At 70.3% G+C, this 25,092-nt stretch carries 26 protein-coding genes; 15 read left to right on the top strand and 11 right to left on the bottom strand.

The annotated features are described in order from the left end of the window. Positions 1 to 2: 2 nt before the first annotated feature. Positions 3 to 827 (top strand): DUF72 domain-containing protein, encoded by an 825-nt coding sequence (locus H4Q84_RS03425; protein ID WP_248582006.1) that lies wholly within the window; start codon positions 3 to 5, stop codon positions 825 to 827. On the opposite strand, the gene H4Q84_RS03420 is transcribed toward H4Q84_RS03425, so the two are convergent. Genes H4Q84_RS03420 through sepH form a run of 3 tightly spaced genes read right to left on the bottom strand, consistent with a single transcriptional unit; the run spans position 816 to position 4,683 of the window. Then, entirely contained in the window at positions 816 to 1,658 is an 843-nt protein-coding gene (locus tag H4Q84_RS03420; protein WP_248582005.1) for an MOSC N-terminal beta barrel domain-containing protein, read from the bottom strand. The genes H4Q84_RS03425 and H4Q84_RS03420 overlap by 12 nt on opposite strands. Further along, positions 1,655 to 3,676 carry an SDR family oxidoreductase gene (locus tag H4Q84_RS03415; RefSeq protein ID WP_248582004.1) on the bottom strand — a complete coding sequence of 674 codons (2,022 nt, stop codon included), beginning with the start codon at positions 3,674 to 3,676 and terminating at the stop codon, positions 1,655 to 1,657. The genes H4Q84_RS03420 and H4Q84_RS03415 overlap by 4 nt, the downstream gene beginning before the upstream one ends. A 44-nt stretch (positions 3,677 to 3,720) precedes the next feature. After that, positions 3,721 to 4,683, bottom strand: coding sequence for a septation protein SepH (gene sepH / locus H4Q84_RS03410; protein WP_248582003.1), 963 nt, complete (start codon positions 4,681 to 4,683; stop codon positions 3,721 to 3,723). A gap of 138 nt (positions 4,684 to 4,821) precedes the next feature. Here sepH and H4Q84_RS03405 point away from each other — a divergent pair, with 138 nt between their 5' ends. Then, complete coding sequence (locus H4Q84_RS03405; RefSeq protein WP_349238402.1) at positions 4,822 to 5,484, top strand: trimeric intracellular cation channel family protein; 663 nt, start codon at positions 4,822 to 4,824, stop codon at positions 5,482 to 5,484. Here the strand turns inward: H4Q84_RS03405 and H4Q84_RS03400 are convergent, their stop codons facing one another. Further along, positions 5,485 to 6,675 (bottom strand): MFS transporter, encoded by a 1,191-nt coding sequence (locus H4Q84_RS03400; protein WP_248582002.1) that lies wholly within the window; start codon positions 6,673 to 6,675, stop codon positions 5,485 to 5,487. A gap of 66 nt (positions 6,676 to 6,741) precedes the next feature. Between H4Q84_RS03400 and H4Q84_RS03395 the strand changes: the two genes are divergently transcribed. From H4Q84_RS03395 to H4Q84_RS03385, 3 genes are all read left to right on the top strand, one after another. Next, entirely contained in the window at positions 6,742 to 7,827 is a 1,086-nt protein-coding gene (locus H4Q84_RS03395; protein ID WP_248582001.1) for a ferrochelatase, read from the top strand. Then, entirely contained in the window at positions 7,827 to 8,669 is an 843-nt protein-coding gene (locus H4Q84_RS03390; RefSeq protein ID WP_248582000.1) for an inositol monophosphatase family protein, read from the top strand. The genes H4Q84_RS03395 and H4Q84_RS03390 overlap by 1 nt, the downstream gene beginning before the upstream one ends. 140 nt (positions 8,670 to 8,809) lie before the next feature. Then, the gene (locus tag H4Q84_RS03385) at positions 8,810 to 9,100 is read left to right on the top strand and encodes a DUF4193 domain-containing protein (RefSeq protein ID WP_248581999.1); all 291 of its coding nucleotides are present in this window, start codon (positions 8,810 to 8,812) and stop codon (positions 9,098 to 9,100) included. Positions 9,101 to 9,174: 74 nt separating this feature from the next. Here the strand turns inward: H4Q84_RS03385 and H4Q84_RS03380 are convergent, their stop codons facing one another. After that, the gene (locus H4Q84_RS03380; protein WP_248581998.1) at positions 9,175 to 9,495 is read right to left on the bottom strand and encodes a DUF4235 domain-containing protein; all 321 of its coding nucleotides are present in this window, start codon (positions 9,493 to 9,495) and stop codon (positions 9,175 to 9,177) included. A gap of 9 nt (positions 9,496 to 9,504) precedes the next feature. Then, on the bottom strand, positions 9,505 to 9,975 hold the full coding sequence (locus H4Q84_RS03375) for a DUF3093 domain-containing protein (protein WP_248581997.1): 471 nt from the start codon (positions 9,973 to 9,975) through the stop codon (positions 9,505 to 9,507). A 23-nt stretch (positions 9,976 to 9,998) separates the two neighbouring features. Here H4Q84_RS03375 and dut point away from each other — a divergent pair, with 23 nt between their 5' ends. The 4 genes from dut to H4Q84_RS03355 are packed head-to-tail and all read left to right on the top strand — an operon-like array spanning position 9,999 to position 12,198. Continuing rightward, positions 9,999 to 10,451, top strand: a complete 453-nt coding sequence (gene dut / locus H4Q84_RS03370) for a dUTP diphosphatase (protein ID WP_248581996.1) — start codon at positions 9,999 to 10,001, stop codon at positions 10,449 to 10,451. A gap of 34 nt (positions 10,452 to 10,485) precedes the next feature. Further along, positions 10,486 to 11,100: a DUF3710 domain-containing protein gene (locus H4Q84_RS03365; protein ID WP_248581995.1), complete on the top strand. Its 615-nt coding sequence runs from the start codon at positions 10,486 to 10,488 to the stop codon at positions 11,098 to 11,100. A 1-nt stretch (position 11,101) separates the two neighbouring features. Then, positions 11,102 to 11,464, top strand: a complete 363-nt coding sequence (locus H4Q84_RS03360) for an OB-fold nucleic acid binding domain-containing protein (protein WP_248581994.1) — start codon at positions 11,102 to 11,104, stop codon at positions 11,462 to 11,464. Beyond that, complete coding sequence (locus tag H4Q84_RS03355; protein WP_248581993.1) at positions 11,461 to 12,198, top strand: DUF3159 domain-containing protein; 738 nt, start codon at positions 11,461 to 11,463, stop codon at positions 12,196 to 12,198. Before H4Q84_RS03360 ends, H4Q84_RS03355 begins: the two co-directional genes overlap by 4 nt. A 103-nt stretch (positions 12,199 to 12,301) precedes the next feature. Here H4Q84_RS03355 and H4Q84_RS03350 read toward each other — a convergent pair whose 3' ends face one another. Both H4Q84_RS03350 and H4Q84_RS03345 read right to left on the bottom strand, forming a co-directional pair. Further along, positions 12,302 to 12,967 carry a TrkA family potassium uptake protein gene (locus H4Q84_RS03350; protein WP_248581992.1) on the bottom strand — a complete coding sequence of 222 codons (666 nt, stop codon included), beginning with the start codon at positions 12,965 to 12,967 and terminating at the stop codon, positions 12,302 to 12,304. Further along, on the bottom strand, positions 12,967 to 13,629 hold the full coding sequence (locus H4Q84_RS03345) for a TrkA family potassium uptake protein (RefSeq protein WP_248581991.1): 663 nt from the start codon (positions 13,627 to 13,629) through the stop codon (positions 12,967 to 12,969). The genes H4Q84_RS03350 and H4Q84_RS03345 overlap by 1 nt, the downstream gene beginning before the upstream one ends. 51 nt (positions 13,630 to 13,680) lie before the next feature. On the opposite strand from H4Q84_RS03345, the gene H4Q84_RS03340 reads away from it, so the two are divergent. The 5 genes from H4Q84_RS03340 (at position 13,681) to H4Q84_RS03320 (ending at position 21,096) form a co-directional block, all read left to right on the top strand. Beyond that, a complete protein-coding gene (locus tag H4Q84_RS03340) occupies positions 13,681 to 15,753 on the top strand; it encodes an APC family permease (RefSeq protein ID WP_248581990.1) in 2,073 nt (690 codons plus the stop codon). Then, the gene (locus tag H4Q84_RS03335) at positions 15,750 to 16,910 is read left to right on the top strand and encodes a methyltransferase (protein WP_248581989.1); all 1,161 of its coding nucleotides are present in this window, start codon (positions 15,750 to 15,752) and stop codon (positions 16,908 to 16,910) included. Before H4Q84_RS03340 ends, H4Q84_RS03335 begins: the two co-directional genes overlap by 4 nt. 463 nt (positions 16,911 to 17,373) lie before the next feature. After that, on the top strand, positions 17,374 to 20,055 hold the full coding sequence (acnA, locus tag H4Q84_RS03330) for an aconitate hydratase AcnA (RefSeq protein ID WP_248581988.1): 2,682 nt from the start codon (positions 17,374 to 17,376) through the stop codon (positions 20,053 to 20,055). A gap of 152 nt (positions 20,056 to 20,207) precedes the next feature. Beyond that, entirely contained in the window at positions 20,208 to 20,627 is a 420-nt protein-coding gene (locus H4Q84_RS03325; protein ID WP_248581987.1) for an SRPBCC family protein, read from the top strand. 4 nt (positions 20,628 to 20,631) lie between these two features. Continuing rightward, the gene (locus H4Q84_RS03320) at positions 20,632 to 21,096 is read left to right on the top strand and encodes a MarR family winged helix-turn-helix transcriptional regulator (RefSeq protein ID WP_248581986.1); all 465 of its coding nucleotides are present in this window, start codon (positions 20,632 to 20,634) and stop codon (positions 21,094 to 21,096) included. Between the two features lie 57 nt (positions 21,097 to 21,153). Here H4Q84_RS03320 and H4Q84_RS03315 read toward each other — a convergent pair whose 3' ends face one another. Together H4Q84_RS03315 and H4Q84_RS03310 are read right to left on the bottom strand one after the other, a co-directional pair. After that, positions 21,154 to 21,975: an ABC transporter permease subunit gene (locus H4Q84_RS03315; protein WP_248581985.1), complete on the bottom strand. Its 822-nt coding sequence runs from the start codon at positions 21,973 to 21,975 to the stop codon at positions 21,154 to 21,156. Then, positions 21,972 to 22,871, bottom strand: coding sequence for an ATP-binding cassette domain-containing protein (locus H4Q84_RS03310; RefSeq protein ID WP_248581984.1), 900 nt, complete (start codon positions 22,869 to 22,871; stop codon positions 21,972 to 21,974). Before H4Q84_RS03310 ends, H4Q84_RS03315 begins: the two co-directional genes overlap by 4 nt. A 111-nt stretch (positions 22,872 to 22,982) precedes the next feature. Between H4Q84_RS03310 and H4Q84_RS03305 the strand changes: the two genes are divergently transcribed. Continuing rightward, complete coding sequence (locus H4Q84_RS03305) at positions 22,983 to 23,717, top strand: sulfite exporter TauE/SafE family protein (RefSeq protein ID WP_248581983.1); 735 nt, start codon at positions 22,983 to 22,985, stop codon at positions 23,715 to 23,717. A gap of 3 nt (positions 23,718 to 23,720) precedes the next feature. Here the strand turns inward: H4Q84_RS03305 and H4Q84_RS03300 are convergent, their stop codons facing one another. Beyond that, positions 23,721 to 24,974, bottom strand: a complete 1,254-nt coding sequence (locus H4Q84_RS03300) for an FAD/NAD(P)-binding protein (RefSeq protein WP_248581982.1) — start codon at positions 24,972 to 24,974, stop codon at positions 23,721 to 23,723. Positions 24,975 to 25,092: the final 118 nt, after the last annotated feature.

Raw genomic sequence — 25,092 nt, 5'->3', positions numbered from 1 at the left:
CGATGGGCGAGGTCCGGATCGGCATCTCGGGGTGGACCTACCCGGCCTGGCGAGGGGACTTCTACCCGCCCGGCCTGGTGCAGCGCCGTGAGCTGGAGTACGCCTCGTCCAGGCTGACGTCGATCGAGATCAACGGCTCGTTCTACTCGCTCCAGCGCCCGTCGTCGTACGCCAAGTGGCGCGACGAGACACCGGACGACTTCGTCTTCGCGGTCAAGGGTGGCCGGTTCATCACGCACCTCAAGCGGCTGCGTGAGGTCGAGGCGCCCCTTGCCAACTTCTTCGCCTCCGGCGTGCTCGCGCTGGGGCCGAAGCTCGGGCCGGTGCTGTGGCAGCTACCCGAGGCGCTCGAGTACGACGCGGGCGTGCTGGACGCCTTCGCGCGACTGCTGCCACGCACCACCCTTGAGGCCGCAGCGTTGGCGAGGCGTCATGACGACCGGCTCTCCGGCGACCGGGTGCACGCCGAGACCGACGCCGACCGTCCTGTCCGGCACGCCCTGGAGTTCCGCAGCCCCTCGTTCGCCTCCGAGGAGGCTCTGGCCCAGCTGGCCGCACACGACATCGCGGTCGTGCTGGCCGACACCGCAGGACGGTGGCCGAAGGTGGATCGCGACACCTCGGACTACCGATACGTCCGGCTGCACGGGGACCGCGAGCTGTACGCCAGCGGCTACGGCCCGGCGGCCCTCGACCAGTGGGCCGAGCGTCTCCGTGCGTGGTCGGTGAGCCAGGACGCGTTCGTCTACTTCGACAACGACGTCAAGGGATTCGCGCCCCATGACGCCGAGGCGCTGATGGAGCGAGTCGGTCGGTCAGCCGACTGAGAGCTCGTCCCCGACCCGGATCGTGCCGGTGCCCTCGGGGATCAGGTTGACGGCGAACAGAGTGTCGCTGCCCGACCGGCGGTGCCTGGCCAGCGTGCGGATCGGCTCCTTGCCCGTGCGCAGCGAACCGATGTCGAGGGTCGTCACCACGCACCTCCCGGTGGGCATGGCCATCCGGAAGCGGACTCCCGCGATGTCGACGTACGACCAGTGGTCCTCGACGAACGGCTCCTCACCGTCGATGACCAGACTGGGTCGGAAGCGCTGCACGGGCAGTGGTTCGGGTGGCTCCTCACCGCGTTCGAGGGCGCCCTCGAGGATCCAGTCGTTCAGCTGCCTCAGCGACGCCTCGGACGCCAGGGTGACCGGGTAGCCGTCGGCGTAGGCCGTGTGGTCGCCGGGGGAGGAGTACGCCGGATTGAGCCGCCGCCGGGACGGGTCGTCGCACCACAGGAGCCGCAGGCCGGGGCGCCCGAGGGTCGTGCTCAGCCACTCCCCGACAGACGCGTCGGTGGCGATGCCGTAGAGATCCTGGCTGAACAGTCGCACCGGGACGAGCGGCCCCGAGGGCTGGTCCAGCGACAGGGTGGGCATGCCGGGCGCCGTCAGCCGCAGCGCGCCCGACACCGAGGGATCGGTGGCAGGAGTGTCGGCGACGATGGCGAAGAGGTCGTGCACCTGCCGTGCCGAGACCATGACGCCGTCGGGGTCGACGACGATCCACGAGCGGTCGTCGGCCAGACCACGTAGCAGCACCTCGGCCGACTCGACCGGGCGGATCGCGGTGCTCTTGACGGGGTGGACGTTGAGGCCGGTGAGCTTCAAGGTCACCAGTGCACTCCCTTGAACACCTTGGCCAGCATGACCTGCTCCGACTCCCTGGTCCCCGACTCTGACGTCTGGCCCTTGGCCGCCGCCGAGTCCGGGAACACGTGGTAGGCCATGTTCAGCAGCCGGAACGTCGTCTTCGGGGCGATCGTGTGTGCGATCGCCCCGGTGTTGCCGAGGGCGGTGTTGATCTCGTGCGGCTTCTCGACCATCGCCCTGATCACCAGGTCGGCGGCCTGCGCTGGGGAGATCGTGGGGAACTTGTCGTAGATCTTGGTCGGCGCGATCATCGGCGTCCGCACCAGAGGCATGTGGATGCTGGTGAACGTGATGCCGTTGCCGACGACCTCGGAGGCCACGACGTTGCTCCACGAGTCGAGCGCCGACTTCGACGCGACGTACGCCGAGAAGCGCGGGGGGTTGGTCTGCACACCGATCGAGCTGATGTTGACGATGTGGCCGGCCTTCTGCTTGTGCATGGCAGGCATCAGGCCCATCACGAGCCGGATCGCGCCGAAGTAGTTGAGCTGCATGGTGCGCTCGAAGTCGTGGAACCGGTCTGTCGACAGCCGCAGCGACCGGCGGATCGAACGGCCGGCGTTGTTGACCACGAAGTCGACGCTCGGCAGCTCGGCCGTCATCTGCTCGCACAGCGCGTCGATCGCCTCGAGGTCGGAGAGGTCGCAGGGGAAGACGTGGGCCTGCCCGCCGCGCAGCTCGATCGTGGCCCGGGTGTCCTCGAGCTTGTCCTTGCCACGGGCGACCAGCACCGGGATGCCGCCGGCCTGCGCCACCTTCAACGCTGTGACCTGGCCGATGCCCGACGAGGCGCCGGTGATGACGACGTACTTGCCCTGCAGGGCGCCGCGGATCGTGGTGTCCTTGCCGGTCGACTCGTCGAGGTGTTCCTCCCAGTAGCCCCACAGGGTCCGGGCATACGACTCGAGATCGGGTACGGCGATGCCCGAGCCCGAGAGCGCCTTCTCGGTTGCCCGGGAGTCGAAGACGGACGCGAAGCTGGTGTGCGCCAGCACCTCGGCCGGCACACCGAGGCGGCCCAGGGTCTGGTCGAGCACGAGCTGCCCGGCGCTCGACTTCACGATCGCGGAGACGATGGTCGACGGCCGCAGCATCCGCGGCACGAGACTGAGCGGTCCGCTGGCGGTCATGCGCCGGTCGATCGGCGTCGCGAACCGCGGCGCACCGGCGGCACCGCAGAACAAGTTGATGGTCTCGACCACGGGCTGCGGCTCGGGGTTGACCAGATGGAAGGCCTCGCCGTCGCGGTCGGGCAGGTGCGCGAGGTGGTCCATCGCGGCCGCGACGTAGTCGACGGGCACGACGTTGGTGTCGCCCAGGTCGACGCCCATCATCGGCAGCCACGCCGGCAGCACGTCGCGCAGCGCCTTGAGCATCGGGAAGTAGTAGTAGGGACCGTCGACCTTGTCCATCGCGCCGGTCTCGCTGTGGCCGACCACGATCGCGGGCCGGTAGACCCGCCACGGCACCGTCGCCTCGTCACGCACGATGCGCTCGGACTCGTACTTCGTGCGGTGGTACGGCGACGGCAGGTGCTGACCTTCGGCGAACATGGTCTCGTCGAACCGGCCCCGGAAGTCACCCGCGGCCGCGACCGACGACACCTGGTGGAAGCAGCCGGCCCTGAGCGACGCAGCCAGCGCGAGCGCCTCGCGGGTGCCGCCGACGTTCATGGTCTCGTTGGTCGCGTCGTCGGCGGTGAGGTCGTAGACCGCCGCCAGGTGGAAGAAGTGGTCGATCTTGCCGGCGTGCCTGGTGACCCACGACTTCGCAACGCCCAGGCCGGGCTTCGTCAGGTCTCCGGTGACCGGTACGACCCGGCCGGCGCCGCCCTGGGAGTTCCACCGCTCGACGAGCGCCTGCATGCGAGGCAGCGAGCTCTTGCGGACCAGGACGTGGATGTCGCCCTCGCGATGGTCGATCAACTGCTGGACGAGATGCCGGCCGATGAAGCCGGTCGCCCCGGTAACGAAGTACGACATGGGCGCACCCTACTGAGAAGTAGTGGTCCGGGTCACTGGCCGCGCTACGCGCGGCCGTCGTCGCTCGAACCGCCGCCGAACATGATCTCGTCCCAGCTCGGCACCGACGCCCGGCCGCGGGTCTTCTTGACCGGCCGGCGGGCGGGCTCGTCGGCCTCGTCGTCGGTCCCGGCCTCCGGCTCATCGGCAGCGACCGGTGCCTCGACCGGCTCGTCGTCGGCGCTCTCGAGCTCGGCCTCACGCAGCGCCTCGGTCAGGTCGAGCGTCTCTTCACCGGCCGTGCCGGGCTCATCGCCGGAGACCATCTCGATCGCGTCGTCCCCGAGCGGCAGCTCCTCGACGGGTACGGCGGACAGCCGGCGCTTGCGCGGGGCAGGCGCGTCGTCCTCGACGACCGGTGCGGCAGCAGCGGCCGGCTTGGCGGACGAGCCCTCACCGACCAGCCAGCGGGCGTCGTCGTTCTCGACGGTGACGTAGTTGCCCGGCATGTCGAAGGAGAAGGTGGCGGGGCCCTTGTGGGAGCCGGCAGTGAACTCTGCGGTGAGGGTCCAGCGACCGTCTTCGCGACGGTAGGCGTCCCATTCGACCGTGCGGGGATCGACGTTGAGGCCACGCAGGTGCTCGGCAACCGCGTCACCCAGGGTGCGACCGCCACCCAGCGAGCCCTCGCCGCTTCGGCGGCGTACGGACGACTTCTGGGCGCGCTGCGCGACGTGGGCACGTTCGTCGAGCACCGGCCCGGCGAACGTCATGATCTTCTCGACGGTCGTCTGCGCCGCCTGGGCCACCGACTCGGCCGACTCGCCTGCACGGATGCGGGCCTGGATGTCTCGCGGGCGAATGGCGCTGTCCATCTGAATCTCCAACTGGCCGAGGCGGGCGTGCTCGCCGCGCAGAGCGGCCCGGAGCAAGGCATCGACGGTGAGTGTGTACTCGCCGCCGGCATCGTCGAGCAGCAGCAGACGAGTGCGGTCATCGCTCAGTCCTGCGAGCGTGAGGTGCACCATCGCCTGCCTGCTTCTGCGTCGTCGTGCCGTGATCCGGTTGGTTGCCGAGCCTACGCCAGGGCACGCCTTGCTCCGGGGTACGGCCAGCGGCGCGCCCACGCCGAATGTGCTTGCGGTCCGGGGCGATACCCTCCGGCTGTGCTGCCGACCGTGTTCGCGATGGCGCTCGTACCGCCCAAGCCGTCAGCGACCCTGGTGGTGCTCGACCTCGTGGGCATCTTCGTCTTTGCGATCTCCGGCGCGCTGGTGGCGGTCCGCAAGGGTCTCGACGTCTTCGGAGTGCTCGTCCTGGCCGGCACCACGGGGCTCGGCGGCGGTTTCCTGCGCGACGTGCTCATCGGCGCGACCCCGCCCGCGGCGCTCGCCGACTGGCGCTACCTGATGGTCCCGGTCACTGCCGGCGTCGTGACGTTCTTCTTCCATCCCGTGCTCGGCCGCGTGGAGCGGGTGGTCAACGTCTTCGACGCGTTCGGCCTCGCGCTGTTCTGCGTGACAGGCGCGCTCAAGGCGACGGCGTACGGACTGGGGCCGGTGCCGGCCGCCCTGATGGGCATGGTGACCGGCATCGGTGGCGGCATGGCCCGCGACGTCCTGGCCGGGCGGGTGCCGGTGATCTTCCGCGGTGAGCTGTACGCGACGCCTGCGCTCGCCGGCGCGTTCATCGCGGTGTTGGGCGACCGCTACGACCAGCCGATGTACGTCGTCGTACCCCTGGCCGCCGGCACCTGCCTGGTCTGGCGGCTGCTGGCGATGTGGCGCGACTGGCAGGCGCCGATGCCGACAGGCCCGGCCAGCGTCTGACTACCCGGCCGAGGAGTAGTCGGCGCCGCGCGTCGCCTGCGCAGCGAGTACGGCGACCAGGCCGGCCGCGACCGGCACGGCGTACGCCCAGGAAGCGCCTCGGGCGTCCACGACGAGCCCGGCCAGCGTGGCTCCGGGAGCCACGCCGGCCACCAGCGCGGTGTGCATGATGCCCATGCCCTCGGTGAGCCGGGCACGCGGCACCACCTGCTCGGTCAGCATCATCGTCGAGATCAGCGTGGGCGCGATCGAGAGCCCGCCGAGCAGGAGCACCGGCGCCATCAGCGTGACGTGCCCGACGAACGCGAGCGGCGCCATCGCGGCCAGCATCGCCATCGTGCCGATCCGCAGGCGGGTCTCGAGGCTCGACCTCCAGTGCACCGCGCCGGTGACCAGCCCGGCCAGCAGGCTGCCGAAGCTCCAGATCGCGAGCAGCACGCCCGCGAGCCCCTTCGAGCCCTCCTCCTCGGAGAACGCCACCGTCGTCACCTCGGCCGCGCCGAAGAGCGCGCCGAGCGCCAGGCAGACGATCGCCACCGGCACGACGGCTCGCCACGGCATCCTCGGCCGGGGACCGCTGTCGGCGTGCCGGGTCTGGGGCGGAGGCTGCGTGCCGGTCTGCGCGGCGTACGTGAGGGTCCCGATCAGGCCGGTGACCAGCGCCACGAGCAGGCCGGCGAGCGGGTGCCAAAGGGTGGCGAGGAGAGTGACGACGATCGGGCCGATGACGAAGACGACCTCGTCGAGCACCGCCTCCAGTGCGTACGCCGTGCCGACCTGGCCGCGGTCGGTCAGCACGTGCGACCAGCGGGCCCGGACCGACGAGCCGACCTGCGGCACGAAGGCGCCGGCGACGACCGCGGCGAGGTACGGCGTCCACGTCGGCCACTCCAGCTCCACGGTCAGCATCAGCGCGGCCAGGGCCGCGCCCCAGACCGAGATGCCGGTCGCGAGCACCTTGCCCTGGCCGACGCGGTCGACCAGCGAGCCCTTCACGATGGCCAGCGCGGCGTCCGCGATGACGTAGGCCGCCGACAGCAGGCCGGCAAGGCCGTAGGACCCGGTGCGCGCGGAGACGAGCAGCACGATGCCCAGCCCGACCATCGAGATCTGCAGGCGGCCGAGCAGGGCGGCAGAGGAGAAGCGGAAGGCGCCGGGCACCTGAAGCAGCCGGCCGTACGAATCGAACATCACGGCGAACGCTAGGCCGGGCGACCGGTCACCGACCAATTGAGGACTGCTCCTTACGATGAGGGCATGCCTCTGGACGTCACGCCGTACGACGCGCTCCTGCTGTTGTCGTTCGGGGGACCGGAGAAGCCCGACGACGTCGTGCCGTTCCTCGAGAACGTCACCCGCGGTCGAGGCATCCCGCGTGAGCGGCTCGAGGAGGTCGGTGAGCACTACTTCCTGTTCGGCGGTCGCTCGCCGATCAACGACCAGAACCGCGCCCTCCTGGCCGCGATCGGCGAGGACCTGGCCGGTGCCGGGATCGACCTGCCGGTCTACTGGGGCAACCGCAACTGGACGCCGTACCTCGCCGACACGCTGCGCCAGATGACCGCTGACGGAGTACGACGGGCGGCGGTGCTGACCACGTCGGCGTACTCGTCGTACTCCTCGTGCCGGCAGTACCGGGAGAACCTCGCCGACGCCGTGGCCGAGGTGCCGGGGGCGCCGCGGCTGGACCGGCTGCGGCAGTACTTCAACCACCCCGGCTTCGTCGAGCCGGTCGTCGACGCCACCCTGGCCGCGCTAGCCGAGCTGCCCGACGCGGTGCGCGAGCAGGCCCGCCTGGTCTTCGTGACCCACTCGATCCCGGTGGCGATGGCCGAGGGCAGCGGCCCCGACGGCGATGCGTACGTCGTCCAGCACGGCAGCGTCGCGGCCGAGGTGGTCGAGCGGATGCGCCAGGAGACCGGCCGCCGGCACCCGCACGACCTCGTCTACTGCTCTCGCTCCGGCCCGCCGCAGGTGCCGTGGCTGATGCCCGACGTCAACGACCACCTGGAGGCGCTGGACGGGCAGGGCGTGCCGGCCGTGGTGCTGATCCCGGTGGGCTTCGTCTCCGACCACATGGAGGTCATCTACGACCTCGACACCGAGGCGCTGGCGACCGCCAAGCGGCTCGGGCTGCCGGCCGCCCGCGCGGCGACCCCGGGCATCGACCCGAGGTTCGTGGCGATGGTGCGCGACCTGCTCGCAGAGCGCGCCGCCGTCGAACGCGGCGAGGACGCCACCCGCCAGGCCGTCGGGTCGATGGGCCCGTGGCGCGAGGTCTGCGCGCCGGGCTGCTGCGCCAACCCGCGTGGCCAGCGCCCCGCCCTGTGCGGGTCCGACTGATGAGCGCGCCGAAGCCGACCGACCTGCGCGACCTGGCCCTCGACGTCGCACGTCAGGCAGCCGTCCTGGTCGCCGAGAGGCGCGAAGCCGGAGTCTCGGTCGCCGACACCAAGTCGTCGGCCGTCGATGTCGTCACCGAGGCCGACCGCGCCAGCGAGGAGCTGATCCGCGGCCTGCTCGTGGCCGCGCGCCCCGACGACGCGATCCTCGGCGAGGAGGCCGACGACCGGCCCGGCACCAGTGGGGTCCGCTGGGTGGTCGACCCGATCGACGGCACCGTCAACTACCTCTACGGCCTGCCCGAGTACGCCGTCTCCATCGCGGCCGAGTGGCAGGGCGAGGTCGTCGCCGGCGTCGTGCTCAATGTCGCCACCGGAGTCGAGTACGCCGCGGCGAAGGGCGCGGGCGCGACGCGCGACGGCGAGCCCCTGCGCGTGCGGCCGGTGCCGCCGGTGGCGCAGCGGCTGGTGCTGACGGGGTTCGGATACCTGGCCGAGGTGCGAGCCCACCAGGCAGCCTGTGTGGCCCGGCTGCTCCCGCAGGTGCGCGACATCCGGCGGATGGGATCGTGCGCGCTGGATCTGTGTCACGTGGCCGAGGGCAGTGCCGACGGGTACGTCGAGGAAGGCCCGCAGCCGTGGGACTGGTCGGCCGGCAGCCTGGTGGTGACCGAGGCCGGAGGCCGCTTCGGCGTGCTCCCCGGGGTCCTCGGGACCCGCCTGCCAGGCTGGCCGGAGATGACCCTCGTCACAGCCGCTCCGGCCGAGGGTTGGGACGACTTCGTCACAGCCCTGGAGGCGGCCGGCTTCCTCGCCGGCGAGGCGTTGGGAGATGGGGAATAGGGTTCCGTCACCGGGTGTTCACGCGTCACGACGGACACCAGTGGTGCATCAACAACGTTGATGGTGCACAATCTGGCGCGCCGACGGACGAGATGGGACGACGACCGCCTGAGCGGTTGTCGGGGAGTGGGACGAGGGACATGGCGACTGATTACGACGCACCACGCAAGAACGAGGAAGACCAGAGTGAAGAGAGCATCGAGGAGCTGAAGGCTCGTCGACACGACAAGAACTCGGGCAAGGTCGACGAGGACGAGGCCGAAGCGGCCGAGTCCTTCGAGCTGCCCGGTGCAGACCTGTCGCACGAGGAGCTGGCCGTCGAGGTCAAGCCCAAGCAGGAGGACGAGTTCACCTGCATGAGCTGCTTCCTCGTGCACCACCGTTCGCAGCTTGCGGACGAGAAGAAGATGATCTGCCGGGACTGCGCCTGACCAGGCACAGACCCTGAACGTGACGAGGGCCGCAACCCGAAACGGGTTGCGGCCCTCGTGCGTCTACGTGCGACTCAGGTCGTTGGAGCGTCGGCGGCGTCGGCGTCCTGGTTGTCCTTCCGGAGGTCCGGCGGCAGGTGGCCGGTCGACTTGGCGTAGTAGTTTGCCGCCTTCCGGGTGGCCAGCATCCTGGCGATCGCGATGGCCGTGCCACTGACGGCGGCCCAGGCCACGGCCTCCCACAGATCGACGTCGGGGTCGGCAGGGTTGGCAGGCGGGTTCTTCCCGGTGGCGGCGCGCCACGACGTGTTGAGGGTCTTCTTCGCCACGGCGGCGGCACCGAGTGCCGCGACCAGCGAGAAGACCGACCAGAACTTGGACTTGTCGGATGCCATGCGGTCAGCCTACTGAGACCGGTCGTTCGTCGCTTCGCCGACAGGGGTGGAGGCCAGTGCCGCGGCCAGCCGGTCGGGATGGCGGGTGTGCACGAGCCAGTACGGCGTCCGGTCCGCCGGGTCGGTGATCTCGACCCGGACCGCGCGCTTGAGGAAGGGCCGGAGCAGCAGGTAGGCGCGGGCGTCGGCCTCCGCGCCGGCCAGCCGCCGGGTCTGGTCGGCGTCGAGCGTGGTGACCTCGCCGAGGTGGCGGGTCTCGATGTGCGCCCGGCCCGCGCGGAACTCGCCGCCGGTGACGGACACCCGTGCCGCGCCGTACGCGAGGAAGCCCCAGGCGAGCAGCACCATGGCCACGGCGGTGACGGCCCAGGCGACGGTCGCGGGGAGTGCTACGACGACCGCGAGCCAGAGGCTGGCCACCAGCATCGTGCCCTGCACCCACCAACGCAGGGGGACGTGCAGGCGTTCGGCGTAGTCCACGCCGCCCAGCCTAGGCTGGGCGAGTGACCGAACTCGACGTGGCCCTGCTGCGGCTGGACCCCGGCCTGCCCCCGCCGTCGTACGCCCATCCCGGCGACGCCGGCGCCGACCTCCAGACCACCGTCGACCTCAGCCTCGGGCCGGGGGAGCGGGCGCTGGTCCCGACCGGTGTCTCCATCGCGCTGCCCGAGGGGTACGTGGCGCTGGTGCACCCCAGATCCGGCCTCGCCGCGCGGCACGGCCTCTCGATCGTCAACGCGCCCGGCACCGTCGACGCGGGCTACCGCGGCGAGATCAAGGTGATGCTGATCAACCACGACCGCCACGACTCGGTCGAGCTCAAACGAGGAGACCGGATCGCCCAGCTCGTGATCCAGCGCCACGAGCGGGCGCGCTTCGTCGAGGTCGACGCCCTCCCCGAGTCGGTCCGTGGCGACGGGGGCTACGGTTCTACGGGAGGATTCGGTCCGTCCTGACCGCCTCGCACAGACGCAGAAGCAGGAGTTCGCAGTGAAGTTCCGTCGCAAGGCCGCAACCGACGACACCACGCCGGAGGGGGCCGACGACACGGTCGCTCCGGTGGAGTCGGGTCCGTACGACGCCGAGACCATCGCCGACTCCGTCGACCGGGTCGACCTCGGGTCCCTGCTCATTGCTCCGACCGAGGGCCGCGAGCTGCGGCTCCAGGTCGACGACGAGACCGGCAAGGTCGCCGCGGTCATGCTGGCGTCCGAAGAGGGCGCCATGGAGCTGCAGGCCTTCTCCGCTCCGCGTGGCGGTGACCTCTGGACCGAGGTGCGTCCCCAGATCGCCGCCGACATCACCCAGCGAGGTGGCCAGGTCAGCGAGCGCGAGGGCCGTTTCGGCACCGAGCTCGTCTGCCAGATGCCGGTCAAACGCGCCGACGGCACCGACGCCGTGCAGCCCTCGCGCATCATCGGCGTCAACGGCTCCCGCTGGATGCTCCGCGCCTCGCTGCTGGGTCGCCCGGCAGTCGAGCCCGAGATGGCCGGGGAGTGGGAGGACGCCCTCGCCCTGGTCGCCGTACGACGAGGCGCCCAGGCCATGCCGGTGGGTCAGCCGCTCCCCGTGACGCTGCCCGAGAACGCCCGCAAGGTGCAGTGACGTGACCGAGAAGAGTCGGCTGCGCAAGACCATCAGCCGATGGGCCAACAGCTCCGACCAGGACCTGCGGCACCTGCGCGAGACGCACGTCCACGAAGGCGACCTGTCGATCGCCGAAGCCCCCGACCGTGAGCGGGTGCGGCTGCGCGGCACGCTGCGCACCGTGACCCTGCGCCCTCGCGGTGGCGTGCCCGCGCTCGAGGCCGATCTCGACGACGGCTCCGGCACGATCACCATCGTGTGGCTCGGCCGGCGCCGGATCGCCGGCATCGAGGCGGGTCGCTCCCTCCGGGTCGAGGGCCGCATCGGCGCCCACGACGGCAAACGGATGATCTACAACCCGCGCTACGAGCTGCTGCCGTGACCGATCAGCACCAGCCCCAGACCGACGCGCCGTCGGTCGACACCGTCGAGGCCGTCGTACGCCGCCAGCTCTCGCAGGCCCTCGGTGGCCGGCGCGGCATGGTCGAGGCCGCCGTCCCGACGATCCTCTTCACCGCGCTGTGGCTGACCACCAAGGAGCTGTACCTCGCGCTCTACGTCAGCATCGCGGCCGCCGCGGCCCTGCTGCTGGTGCGGCTCGTGCAGCGCTCGACCGTGCAGTTCTGCGTCAACGCGCTGCTCGGCATCGGCATCGGCTGGTTCTTCGTGCACCGGTCCGCTGCCGCGGGTGGCAGCGCCGACGACCAGGCGCTGGCCTACTTCCTGCCCGGCATCATCTACAACGCCGGCTACTCCGTGGTGCTGGCGGTCACCTGCCTGATCGGCTGGCCGGTCGTCGGCTTCATGGTCGGCTCCGTCACCGGCGACCCGACCGCCTGGCACCGCAACCGCCAGGTGGTGCGCCTGTGCACTGCGCTGACGTGGATGCTCGCGCTCCCGTGCCTGCTGCGCGTCGCCGTACAGGCTCCGCTGTGGCTGGCTGCCAAGTCCGGCTCGCTCGAAGCCGACACGGCCGTCGCGTTGCTCGGCGCGCTCAAGATCGGGCTCGGCTGGCCGCTCCAGCTCGCCACGCTCGCCGGCATGGTCTGGCTGCTGGCGCGCAACCACACGCCCCTCGAGGACTCCACGCCCATCACGCCGGCAGAACCCGCCTGAGGCCGAGCTTCGGCGTCAGTCCCGTCGCTGTGTGTACGTTGCAACGACGCCACACCGACGTGATACCCGGCTGACCGGGTATCACCACGGCAACAAGAAGCCCTCAGTGCTGGACGGGCGCCAGCAGGCTCTCGAGCTCCTGCTCGACATCGGCGGAGACGACGAACAGCAGCTCGTCCCCGGCCTCGACGGGCTGCTCGGCCTCGGGCGTGTAGACCTGCCCGTCGCGCAGGATCGTGACCAGCGAGCAGTTCTCGGGGAACGGGATGAGGCCGGCGGGCTTGCCGACGTACGGCGAGTTCTCGGGCAGCGTCATCTCGACCAGGTTGGCGTTGCCGCGACGGAACGTGAACAGCCGCACCAGGTCGCCGACGGTGACGGCTTCCTCGACCAGCGCCGACATGATGCGCGGCGTCGACACGTTGACGTCGACGCCCCAGGCCTCGGTGAAGAGCCACTCGTTGTTGGGGTGGTTGACCCGGCCAACGGTGCGCGGCACGCCGAACTCGGTCTTCGCCAGCAGCGAGGTGACCAGGTTGGCCTTGTCGTCACCCGTGGCGGCGATGACGACGTCGCACCGGTCGAGCCGTGCCTCCTCGAGCGACGACAGCTCGCACGAGTCGGCCAGCAGCCACTCGGCGTTGGCGACCCGCTCGGGCTTGAGCGCGTTGGGGTCCTTGTCGATCAGGAGCACGTCGTGTCCGTTGTCGATGAGCTCGCGGGCGATCGATCGTCCGACGGCACCCGCTCCGGCGATGGCGACGCGCATCAGTTCTCCTCGGGGCCGGACTCGAACACGGAATAGGCACGGGCGGCGTGCTCCTCGCGCATGACGAGGTGGAGCAGGTCACCCTCCTGGATGACCGACTCGCGGGTCGGCAGCATGCCTTCACCGAGCCGGTCGATCCAGGCGATGCGGCAGCGGGTCTGCTCCTGGAAGTGGATCGTGCGCTGCCCGATCCAGACCTCCGGCACCGGCACCTGGTCGAGGCGGATCGTGCCCGACGGGTCGCGGAAGTCGGGCTCGGCGCCGGCCGGCAGGATCCGGCGCAGCACCTGGTCGGCGGTCCACTTGACCGTGGCGACCGTGGTGATGCCGAGTCGCTGGTAGACCTCGGCCCGGCCCGGGTCGTAGATGCGGGCGACGACCTGCTGGATGCCGAACGTCTCGCGGGCCACGCGCGCGGCGATGATGTTGGAGTTGTCGCCGCTCGAGACAGCCGCGAACGCATCGGCCCGGCGGATGCCGGCCTTCTCCAGGACTTCCTGGTCGAAGCCGTAGCCCGTCACCTTGTCGCCGTTGAACGAGGGCCCGAGCCGCCGGAAGGCGTCGGGGTCGCTGTCGATGATGGAGACAGTGTGGTTCCGGTCCTCGAGGGAGCGGGCGAGGGTCGAACCGACCCGGCCGCAGCCCATGATCACGACATGCACGTGGCAAACCGTATCCCAGTCGAGACGCGTGGTTGCGGGCGCGAGGTCTGAATGGGTCTAGCCTTCACGCTCGTGAGTGTCGGCGACGTTTCCAAACGCATCCTGCTCGGTCGCAAGCTGCGCAGCTCCCAGCTGGGAGAGACGCTGCTGCCCAAGCGGATCGCCCTCCCGGTGTTCGCCAGCGACGCCCTGTCGTCGGTGGCCTACGCGCCCGACGAAATTTTCATCATGCTGTCGATCGCCGGCGCGTCGGCGTACGCCTTCTCGTGGAAGATCGGCATCGCCGTCGCCCTGGTGATGACCGCCGTGGTCGCGTCCTACCGGCAGACCGTGCACGCGTACCCGAGCGGTGGCGGTGACTACGAGGTCGCGACCAAGAACCTCGGTGTCAACGCCGGTGTCACGGTCGGCAGCGCCCTGCTCGTCGACTACGTGCTCACGGTCGCCGTGTCGATCTCGTCGGGATCCCAGTACGCCGCGTCCGCGCTGCCGTTCCTGTCGGGCCACGAGGCGACGTTCGGCGCGATCATGGTGCTGGTCCTGATGGCCATGAACCTGCGCGGGATCCGCGAGTCCGGCACGTTCTTCGCCGTACCCACGTATCTCTTCATGGTCGCGATCCTCGGCATGTGCGGCTACGGCCTGCTGCGGCTGCTCAACGGCTCACTGCCCGACGTCGAGAGCGCCGACCTGCGGCTCGATGCAGCACCGGGCTTCGAGGGCCCGCTCACCACGTTCGCGCTGCTCTTCCTGCTGGCCCGCGCGTTCTCGTCGGGCTGTGCCGCACTCACGGGCGTCGAGGCCATCTCCAACGGCGTGCCAGCGTTCCGTAAGCCCAAGAGCAAGAACGCCGCGACGACGCTGTTCCTGCTCGGCCTGATCGCCATCACGATGATGATGAGCGTGATCGTGCTGGCCAAGCAGATGGGTCTCAAGTACGTCGACCCGCTCGAGCTCGACCGTCTGACGAACGCCGACGGCAGCCCGCTGCCGGCCGGCTACGACCAGCACACGGTCATCGCGCAGATCGCCCGCGGCGTGTTCGACAACTTCACGCCGGGCTTCTACCTCGTCGTCACGGTCACCGGCATCATCCTCGTGCTGGCCGCCAACACGGCGTTCAACGGCTTCCCGGTGCTTGGCTCGATCCTGGCCGAGGACGGCTACGCCCCGCGCTCCCTCGGCTCACGCGGTGACCGGCTCGCCTACAGCAACGGCATCGTCTTCCTAGCCGTGATGGCGATCGCGCTGATCCTGGCATTCGACGCCGAGACGACCCGGCTGATCCAGCTCTACATCGTCGGGGTGTTCGTGTCGTTCAACCTCAGTCAGCTGGGGATGATCCGGCACTGGACCCGGCACCTGAAGACCACGACCGACCCGGCGGACCGGCGGCGGATGGTGCGATCGCGGCTGATCAACGCGGTCGGCCTGTCGTTCACGGGTGTGGTGCTCGTCATCGTGCTGATCACGAAGTTCACGCACGGCGCCTGGATCACGATCCTGGCGATGATCATCTTCTACATCATCATGAAGGGCATCCACTCGCACTACGACCGGGTCGCCCTCGAGCTCGCCGCCGACGAGCAGGACAAGGTGATGCCGACCCGCGTCCACGCGATCGTGCTGACCTCCAAGCTCCACAAGCCCACGTTGCGCGCACTGGCCTTCGCGAAGGCGACCCGCCCCAACGTCCTGGAGGCGGTGTACGTCGACATCGACGCCGCCGCGACCAACCGGCTCCTCGACGAGTGGGACGAGCGTCGCCTCGACGTCCCGCTCAAGGTCCTGCACTCGCCGTACCGCGAGGTCGTCCGGCCGATCGTGGAGTACGCGATGGAGATCCGTCGCGCCAACCCGCGCGGCGTCGTGGCCGTCTACATCCCGGAGTACGTCGTGGGCCGCTGGTGGGAGCAGCTCCTGCACAACCAGACCGCCCTGCGTCTCAAGGGTCGGCTGCTGTTCGCTCCCGGTGTCATGGTCATCTCCGTGCCCTACCAGTTGCGCTCGTCGCAGATCGCCCGCGAACGTGAGCTGCGTGGTGACGAGCGGGTCAAGGCCGGCGACCTGCGTCGCGGCCGCGTGATGCGTTCATCGTCTTCGAAGGGACAGATCCAGAGATGAGTCGCGGACAGCAACGCCGCCCCCGCCGCCCCCAGCCGAAGGGCGAGTCGCGCGTCGGCCAGCGCTTCGACGCCGAGGTCGGCCCGGTCGCCCACGGTGGCCACTGCATCGTCCGGCTGCCCGAGCCCGAGTCGCGTGTCGTCTTCACCCGGCACGCGATCCCGGGGGAGCGGGTGGTCGTCGAGATCACCGAGGGCACCGACGGCGACCGCTTCTGGCGTGGTGACGCCGTCGAGGTGCTCGAGGCCTCGTCCGACCGAGTCGCCGCGCCCTGCCCGGTCGCCGGACCGGGCCTCTGCGGAGGCTGCGACTTCCAGCACGTCGCCGTACCCGCCCAGCGCGACCTCAAGGCCGCCGTGGTGCGAGAGCAGCTCGTCCGGCTGGCTCGTCTCGACGATGATGACCCGCTGGTGTCCGGGCTCGTCGTGGAGCAGGTGCCCGGCGACGCCGACGGCCTGCGCTGGCGCACCCGCACCCAGTTCGTCACGAACCGCGACGGCCAGCGCGGGCTGCGCAAGCACCGCTCCCACGACGTGGTGCCGGTCGAAGACTGCCTGATCACCATCGAGGACGCCCCCGTCCCGACGACCCGCACCGTCACCGCAGCGGGGCAGACACACGAGTTCAGCCTCGCCGACGACGGCTTCTGGCAGGTGCACCCCGGCGCCCCGACGGTGCTGGTCGAGACGATCCTCGAGCAGCTCGACCCGCAGCCCGGTGAGTCCGTGCTCGACCTCTACGCCGGCGTCGGGCTCTTCGCCCGGTTCCTCGCCGACCGGGTGGGGGAGGGCGCCCGCATCGTCGCGGTCGAGGGCGACCACGAGGCCACCCGTCACGCGCAGCTCAACCTCGGCGGTTTCGAGCGGGCCAGGGCGGCAGTCGGCTCGGTCGACAAGGTCCTCGAGTCGTCGTACGACGAGCCCTTCGACCTGGTGGTGCTCGACCCGCCCCGCGAAGGAGCCCGCGCAGCTGTGGTCCGGCAGATCGCCGACCGCGCGCCGCGCGCCGTGTCGTACGTCGCGTGCGACCCGGCAGCACTGGCGCGCGACGTCAAGACGTTCGCCGAGTGCGGGTACCGGCTCCAGGCGCTTCGTGCGTTCGACCTGTTCCCGATGACGCACCACGTCGAGTGCGTCGCTCTGTTCGTGCGCGCCTGATCGTTCTGTGCCCCGACCGCGGGGCGACTGGCCGGGGAACTGGTGGGGGCCCGCGCAGCGCGGCACCTCGAGTGACATCCCACGATTGGGCGAGAACCGCATGGAGTGCGGTCGAAACCATGCGGTCTTTGCCCAATGGAGGGGGCGATTTCCGACCGCAGGTCGGCGACCGCCCGATAGGCGCCAACTCGGCCGGAGGCCGGGCGGTCAAGGGCGCGAAGCGCCGCAGGGGACCCTTGACGGCCCGGTTGGAGGCCGAAGACTGGCGCCGCGGGAGGGTGACGACGCGAGCCAAGGCGCTGGAGTCGCTGGCCCTGACCCTCGATGTCGTGTATCTTGACATCAAGAGACTGTGGTCCCACCCGGTGGAGTGAGGGTGACCTTCCTTCCGTTCGCCGTCGACTCGGCGGCAAGATGGGGACGCAGGCAGACGACGTACGCGACGACTCACAGGAGACGACTGATGGTCAGTCAGGACAGCTTCGGTGCCAAGGGCACCCTGGACGTGGACGGCACGTCCTACGAGATCTTCCGGCTCGATGCGGTCGCGGGTGACGGCATCGACGTCGACAGCCTTCCGTTCAGCCTGAAGGTGCTCCTCGAGAACCTGCTGCGCACCGAGGACGGCGCCGACATCACGGCCGACGACATCCTGGCCATCGCCGGCTGGGACGCGGACGCGGACCCCAGCAAGGAGATCCAGTTCACCCCGGCGCGGGTGATCATGCAGGACTTCACCGGCGTGCCCTGCGTGGTCGACCTGGCCACCATGCGCGAGGCGATGGCCGACCTCGGCGGCGACCCGACCAAGATCAACCCGCTGGCCCCGGCCGAGATGGTCATCGACCACTCCGTGATCGCGGACGTCTTCGGCACCCCGCAGGCCTTCGAGCGCAACGTCGAGATCGAGTACGAGCGCAACCGCGAGCGCTACCAGTTCCTGCGGTGGGGCCAGGGCGCGTTCGACGACTTCAAGGTCGTCCCGCCGGGCACCGGCATCGTCCACCAGGTCAACATCGAGCACCTGGCACGCACGGTCTTCACCCGCGAGGTCGACGGCGTGCTGCAGGCCTACCCCGACACCTGCGTCGGCACCGACTCCCACACCACGATGGTCAACGGCATCGGCGTGGTCGGCTGGGGCGTCGGCGGCATCGAGGCCGAGGCGGCCATGCTCGGCCAGCCCGTCTCGATGCTCATCCCGCGCGTGGTCGGCTTCAAGCTCAACGGCGACCTGCCCGATGGCGCCACCGCCACCGACCTGGTGCTCACGATCACCGAGATGCTGCGCAAGCACGGCGTCGTCGGCAAGTTCGTCGAGTTCTACGGCCCCGGCGTCTCCGCGCTCCCGCTGGCCAACCGGGCCACGATCGGCAACATGAGCCCGGAGTTCGGCTCGACGATCGCGGTCTTCCCGATCGACCAGCAGACCATCGACTACCTGACGCTCACCGGCCGCTCGGCCGAGCAGCTCGCCCTGGTCGAGGCCTACGCCAAGGAGCAGGGCCTCTGGCACGACCCGGACGCCGAGCCGCGGTTCTCCGAGAAGCTCGAGCTCGACGTCTCCACCGTGGTGCCGAGCCTGGCGGGGCCAAAGCGCCCGCAGGACCGGGTCGAGGTCAGCAAGGCCGCCGAGGGCTTCGTCGAGGCGCTCAAGGACTACACCGACGAGCCCGACAAGACGATCGACTTCGAGATCGACGGGCAGAAGGTCACGCTCGGCCACGGTGCCGTCACGATCGCCGCGATCACGTCGTGCACCAACACGTCCAACCCGTCGGTGATGATCGGCGCGGCGCTGCTCGCCAAGAAGGCCGTCGAGAAGGGCCTGACCCGCAAGCCGTGGGTCAAGACGACCCTGGCGCCGGGCTCCAAGGTGGTCAGTGACTACTACGAGAAGTCCGGCCTCACGCCGTACCTCGACAAGCTGGGCTTCAACCTCGTCGGCTACGGCTGCACCACGTGCATCGGCAACTCCGGCCCGCTGATCCCCGAGGTCTCGGCCGCGGTCAACGAGGCGGACCTGGCCGTGACCAGCGTGCTGTCGGGCAACCGCAACTTCGAGGGCCGGATCAACCCCGACATCAAGATGAACTACCTGGCCTCGCCGCCGCTGGTCGTGGCCTACGCCCTGGCCGGCACGATGAACGTCGACCTGTTCGGCGACCCGCTCGGCCAGGACTCCGACGGCAACGACGTCTTCCTCAAGGACATCTGGCCGACGCCGACCGAGATCGAGACGGTCATCGCCAGCGCGATCACGTCCGAGATGTTCGACGAGAGCTACGCCGACGTCTTCGCCGGTGACGCGCAGTGGCAGTCGCTGCCGACGCCCGAGGGCAAGACGTTCGCCTGGGACGAGGACTCCACCTACGTGCGGAAGCCTCCCTACTTCGACGCGATGCCCGACGAGCCGACGCCGGTCACCGACATCGAGGGCGCCCGGGTGCTGCTCAAGCTCGGCGACTCCGTGACCACCGACCACATCAGCCCGGCCGGTGCGATCAAGAAGGACTCTCCGGCGGGCCGCTACCTGGCCGAGCGCAACGTCGAGCAGCGGGATTTCAACTCCTACGGCTCGCGCCGCGGCAACCACGAGGTCATGATCCGTGGCACCTTCGCCAACATCCGGCTGCGCAACCAGCTGGCCGAGGGCACCGAGGGTGGCGTCACGCGCGACTTCACCGCTGACGCCCAGGGCGAGGGGAGCGTGACGTCGGTGTTCGAGGCGTCCGAGCACTACCTGGCTGCCGGCACGCCGCTCGTCGTACTCGCGGGCAAGGAGTACGGCTCCGGCTCGTCGCGTGACTGGGCGGCCAAGGGCACCGCGCTGCTGGGTGTGAAGGCCGTCATCGCCGAGTCCTACGAGCGCATCCACCGGTCCAACCTGATCGGTATGGGCGTGCTGCCGCTGCAGTACCCCCAAGGCCAGACCGCCGCGTCGCTCGGCCTCACCGGCGAGGAGACGTTCGCGGTCAGCGGCGTCACCGAGCTCAACGAGGGCCGGACGCCGAAGACGGTCAAGGTCACGGCCGGCGACGTGTCGTTCGACGCCGTGGTGCGGATCGACACCCCTGGTGAGGCCAACTACTACCGCAACGGCGGCATCATGCAGTACGTCCTGCGCAACCTGCGCAAGGCCTGAACCCTCCGAGCCCGCTGGGACTCGACCCTTCGGACGCTGCTGACGGTGGCCCTGGCCTTCCTGGCCGGGGCCACCGTCTCGTCGTCGGTGGGCTGGGCATCGGCACGCCACGCGCGCTTGACCCCAAAATACTAAGTGTGCATACTACTTCCATGATCGAACTTGGCACGGGACGTGCGACATCAACGGCAGAACCACAGGCCTACTTCGAGCGGTGGGTCGATCACGACTCGTGGCCGGCCTGGAGTCCGGACACCGAATGGGTCCGGGTGGAGGGCCCGGTGCGCACTGGCGCGACCGGGCGGCTCAAGCCCAAGGGCGGACCGCGGGTCCGCTTCACCATCAGTGCCTGTGAGCCCGGAAGGGAGTACACCGACACCACCCGTCTGCCTGGTGCGACCCTGGTGTTCCAGCACACCGCTGAGGCCACTGCCTCTGGCACCGAGCTGGGGGTGCGCGTCACTCTCGACGGGCCGCTGCGTCACGTCTGGGCCCTGGTCATGCGCTCGGGCTTCGAGAAGTCTGCCCAGGACGACCTCGACCGCCTCATCCGTCTGGTGGAGGAACGATGAGCGAGTGGATGTGACCGACGAGCGGCGGCTGGCGACGGAGTTCGACGACTCCGGCGCCAGCCCCGGCCTGTTGATGTGGCGGGCGACCAACGCATGGCAGGCCGCGCAGCGGGCCGCGCTGAAGCCTCACGACCTGACGCACGTGCAGTTCGTCCTGCTGGCGTCCCTCGTCTGGCTGGACGCCGACGGACCCGTCACCCAGAAGGCGCTGGCCGGGCACGCCGGGACCGACCCGATGATGACCTCGCAGGTCCTGCGAGCCCTCGAGTCGACGGGCCTGGTTCAGCGCCGGCCCCACCCGAGCGACGCCCGGGCCCGGGCGGTGGTGGCGACCGAGAAGGGCGTGGCCCTGGCCAACCGCGCGGTCGGGTCCGTCGAGGCCGTCGACCGGGACTTCTTCGGCCCGCTCGGGAGTCGCGCTGCCGAGCTGGTCGAGCTCCTCGCTGTCCTCGGCGGTCACCGGGACTGATCGCCGCCGCCGAGCGCCGCCCGACCCCGAAGGGTGGGCGGCGCGACGTGCGACGGGCTACTTGACCTCGGACCGGGTGACCAGCCACAGGCCGATCACCATGGGCAGGACGAGCCAGATGGCGCCGGTGGCCGCGAGGTGGGTCCACCCCGAGCCGCTCAGGCTGGTGGCGTCGTACAGACCGGTCTGGTTGTACTGGAAGTCCACCCAGTGCTGGATGTCGCGGTACCACTCCTGGCTCGCTGCCAGCAGGCCCGAGAGGGTCGGCACGATGAAGGAGTAGACGAAGTAGCCGACGATCGCTCCGGGGGAGTTGCGGATCAGCACGCCGAGCATGAAGCCCATCAGCTGGCCCAGGACCAGTGCCAAGACGATGAAGGCGGTGCTGCTGACCGAGACGTCCCAGGCCGTCGGCACGCCCGCGAGCTGCGAGCCGACGACGTTGCCGAGGGCGCCCACCGTGAGGGCGACCCCGATGGCGACGATGCCCACGGCGACCGCGACCACGGCCTTGGCGGCGATCACGCGGCCCCGGCTAGACACCAGGGTGAACGTCGTGAGCCCGGACCGCTGGCTCCACTCGCCGGTGACGGACAGGATCGCGATGACCGGCAGCAGGATCGACATCGGGATGCCGATGGCGCCGGCGAAGTTGCCGTAGGCGATCTCGTCATCCGGGGCGAAGAGCACGACCGCGCCGCTGGCGAGCAACGCGAGGATGCCGATGCTCATCAACAGCCAGAAGCCCGACCGGGTGTCGAACATCTTGCGCAGCTCGACGCCCGCGATGCGGCTGAACGGGATGCGTGCGTACGTCGTGGCGCGGGGCTCGCGCGCTGCGGGGCGTGCCGCCGTGGGGGTGAGGGTCGTGGTGGTCATGCCGCTACTCCTTCTCGCTGGGTCTCGGCAGTGAGCTCGAGGAACATCTCTTCGAGGCCGGCGCCTTCGGCGGCGCGCAGCTCGACCAGCGCGACGCCGGTCTCCTGGGCGATCCGGCCGACGACGTCGGGGTCGGACTCGACCCGCAACGTGTCGGGACCGGACGTGTGCGCGACCAGGCCGGCCGCGGTGACAGCCTTGGCCAGGGCCGATGTGTCGGGCGTACGGACGAGCGTGCCGGCGGTGGCGAGCAGCTCGGCCTTGGTGCCCTGCGCGACGATCCGGCCGTTGCCGATGACGATCAGGTCGTCGGCGATGACCTCTATCTCGTGCAGCAGGTGCGAGCTGAGCAGCACGGTGCCGCCCTGGTCGGCGTACCCGCGAAGCAGGTCGCGCATCCACCGGATGCCGGCCGGGTCGAGACCGTTGGCCGGCTCGTCGAGGATCAGCACCTGCGGGTCACCGGTCAGCGCGGTCGCGATGCCGAGCCGCTGGCGCATGCCGAGGGAGTAGTTGCGCACCCGTCGGCCGGCCTCGGTCGGCGTGAGGCTGACCAGCTCGAGCATCTCGTCGACCCGCGAGCGTGGGACGCCCATCGTCTGGGCGGCGATGGTGAGGATCTCGCGACCGGTGCGCCCGGCGTGCTGCGCCGAGGCGTCGAGGAGGACACCGACCTCGCGGCCGGGATTGGGGAGGTCGGCGTACTTCTCGCCGGCGATGGTGACGTGGCCCGCGGTCGGCCTGGTGAGGCCGACCATGACGCGCATGGTCGTGGACTTGCCGGCGCCGTTGGGGCCGAGGAAGCCGGTGACCCGGCCGGGCTCGGCGGTGAACGACACGTCGTCGAGAGCGGTGAAGCCGCCGTACTTCATGGTCAGGGAGTCGATGAGGATCATGTCGCCAAGACTTCCGGCCGGACGCGCGCATGGATATCGGGTGCGACCCCGGCGGCGCCTGAGGCGACCCCGAGACCACCTCGGGGTCGTCCCGCATGAATGAATGGATCCATGAGTGACATCGCCGGGGTGCCGCTCGACGTCGTGATCGTGCTGGCGGTGGTGATCGCCTTCGGGGCGTTCGTGCAGTCGGTGGTCGGCCTCGGGCTGGGCCTGCTGGGCGCACCCTTCGTGGCTCTGCTCCAGCCGTCGCTGGCGCCGACGCTGATGCTGTGGCTCGCGGTGCCGCTCTCGCTCTTCGTGCTTCTCGCGGAGTGGCGGCACGTCAACTGGTGGGCCATCAGGTGGGCGCTGCCGGCCCGGATCCCGGGGACCGCGCTGGGCGTCTGGCTGGTGGCGCTCGTCTCCGACCGGGTGCTCGGCATCGCGGTCGGGGTCATGGTGCTGGTGGCGGTCGCACTCGCGGTCCGGGTCGTGGAGGTGCGGTTCACTCCGGCGCGGCTGTTCCTCGCCGGCTTCGCAGCCGGTACGTCGGGCACGGCAACGTCGATCGGTGGCCCGCCGATGGCGATCCTGTTCGCGCACCGGTCGCCGCAGGAGACGCGGGCCACGCTGTCGGTGTTCTTCTTCGTGGGCACCGTGCTGTCGGTGGCGCTCTTCGCGGCCACCGACCAGATGCCCGCGGCCTCGATGTGGCTGGCCGTGTGCTTCCTGCCGATCGTGGTCGCCAGCTTCGTGGTCGGTCTGAAGGCGCGCGGCCGCATCCCGCGGGAGGCGTTCCGCCGCGTCGTACTCGTCGTGTGTGCGGGGTCTGCGGTGCTGCTGCTGGCGCGCTCCCTGCTCTGACTGTCAGGCGCTGATCGGACAGGTCCGGGCAGCGACGTCGGCCGCGAGTGCCGTGGCCTGCGAGCGCAGGTCGGGGATCGCGGTGACCTCCCACTCGAGGCCCTTGCGGGCCGCGCCGAGCAGGTGGATGTCGTCGCGGACGCGGCCTTCGGTGTCGACCGGGTGCCCGGGCTGCACGGCCTGGACGCCGACGCCGAGCCGGTCGGGCTGGATGGTTCCCTCGTCGAGGAGGGCGTCGACGAGCGGGTTCCAGCCGCGGGTGGCGAACGACCGGAAGCCGGTGCAGTTGACCACCAGGTCGAATGACTCCGGCTGTACGTCGTCGGGCCTGCGCAGCACCAGCGCGCCGCTGCGACGCAGGCCGGAGACGTGGTGTGACATGGCGGGCGACATCCGGTGCCGTACGACGTCCCAGCGGCGCGCGTACTCCTCGGCGAACCGGCCCTGGTCCTGGGCAGAGAGGCCGGCCCACAGCTGGTTGGCGTGCGCTCGCACGCCGTCGACGGCGTCGCGCCAGTCGGTGCCGTCGGTGGGCTCGGCCACGTGCGCGGTCGGCAACAGCCCGTGTCGCGAGATCGCGGTCAGCTCGGCACGGGGCAGCGCCTGGTGCAGCTGTGCCGCGATGTCGACCATCGTCAGGCCGGTGCCGACGAGCAGGATGCGTCGGGCGCCGGCGGCCCGGGCCTCCAGGTCGCCGCCGTCGGTGGTCCAGGGGTCGGCGACGAAGGCGTCGCCGAGGTCGGCATACCGGGGGAGCGTGCGCGGCGGCGGGTTGCCCAGTGCCAGCACGACCTGGTCGGCGGGGGCGGTCCAGCCCTCGCGGAAGACGACCTTCCACTCGCCGGGCGAGCGCTCGAGGTCGACTACCTCACCCGCCGTACGACGCAGCACGGAGCCCGCGGGCACGTCGACGTCGTCGAGGGCGGCCGCGAGGTACTCGCCGTAGAGCTTGCGCGAGGGAAACGACCGGGCGCCGAGGTCGAGCCCCCGACTCGCGCACCAGCGGATGAGGTGGTGCGGGTCGTCCTCGACAGCGCTGAGGCGCTCGGCGAAGTTGTTGACCGTGTGCCGCGGGTGGCGGGTGCGGTAGGCCAGGCCCGGGCCGACCGAGGCGGCCTTCTCGATGATGTGCACGTCCAGTGGCCGGGTCGCGGCGCGGAAGAGGTGGACAGTGGCGATGACGGCGGCCGCGCCGCCGCCGATCACGGCGATGCGGACTGCGGTGGGGGCGGCATCGGGGGAGGGGGTGCTCAACATGATGTAACTCTATCGAATATATACATAAAAACGAGTTCGACACGATCTGCCGGTGTCCTGTCAGGTTGTTCGTAGACCTTTTGGTGGGAAAGGGCGCGTCGGGTCTGCTGCACAATTT

The sequence above is a fragment of the Nocardioides sp. InS609-2 genome, assembly GCF_023208195.1.
In the GTDB taxonomy this organism is placed as follows: Bacteria; Actinomycetota; Actinomycetes; order Propionibacteriales; family Nocardioidaceae; genus Nocardioides.
Note: the sequence above shows the minus strand (reverse complement) of the source record. Positions and strands in the feature narration are given on the sequence as shown.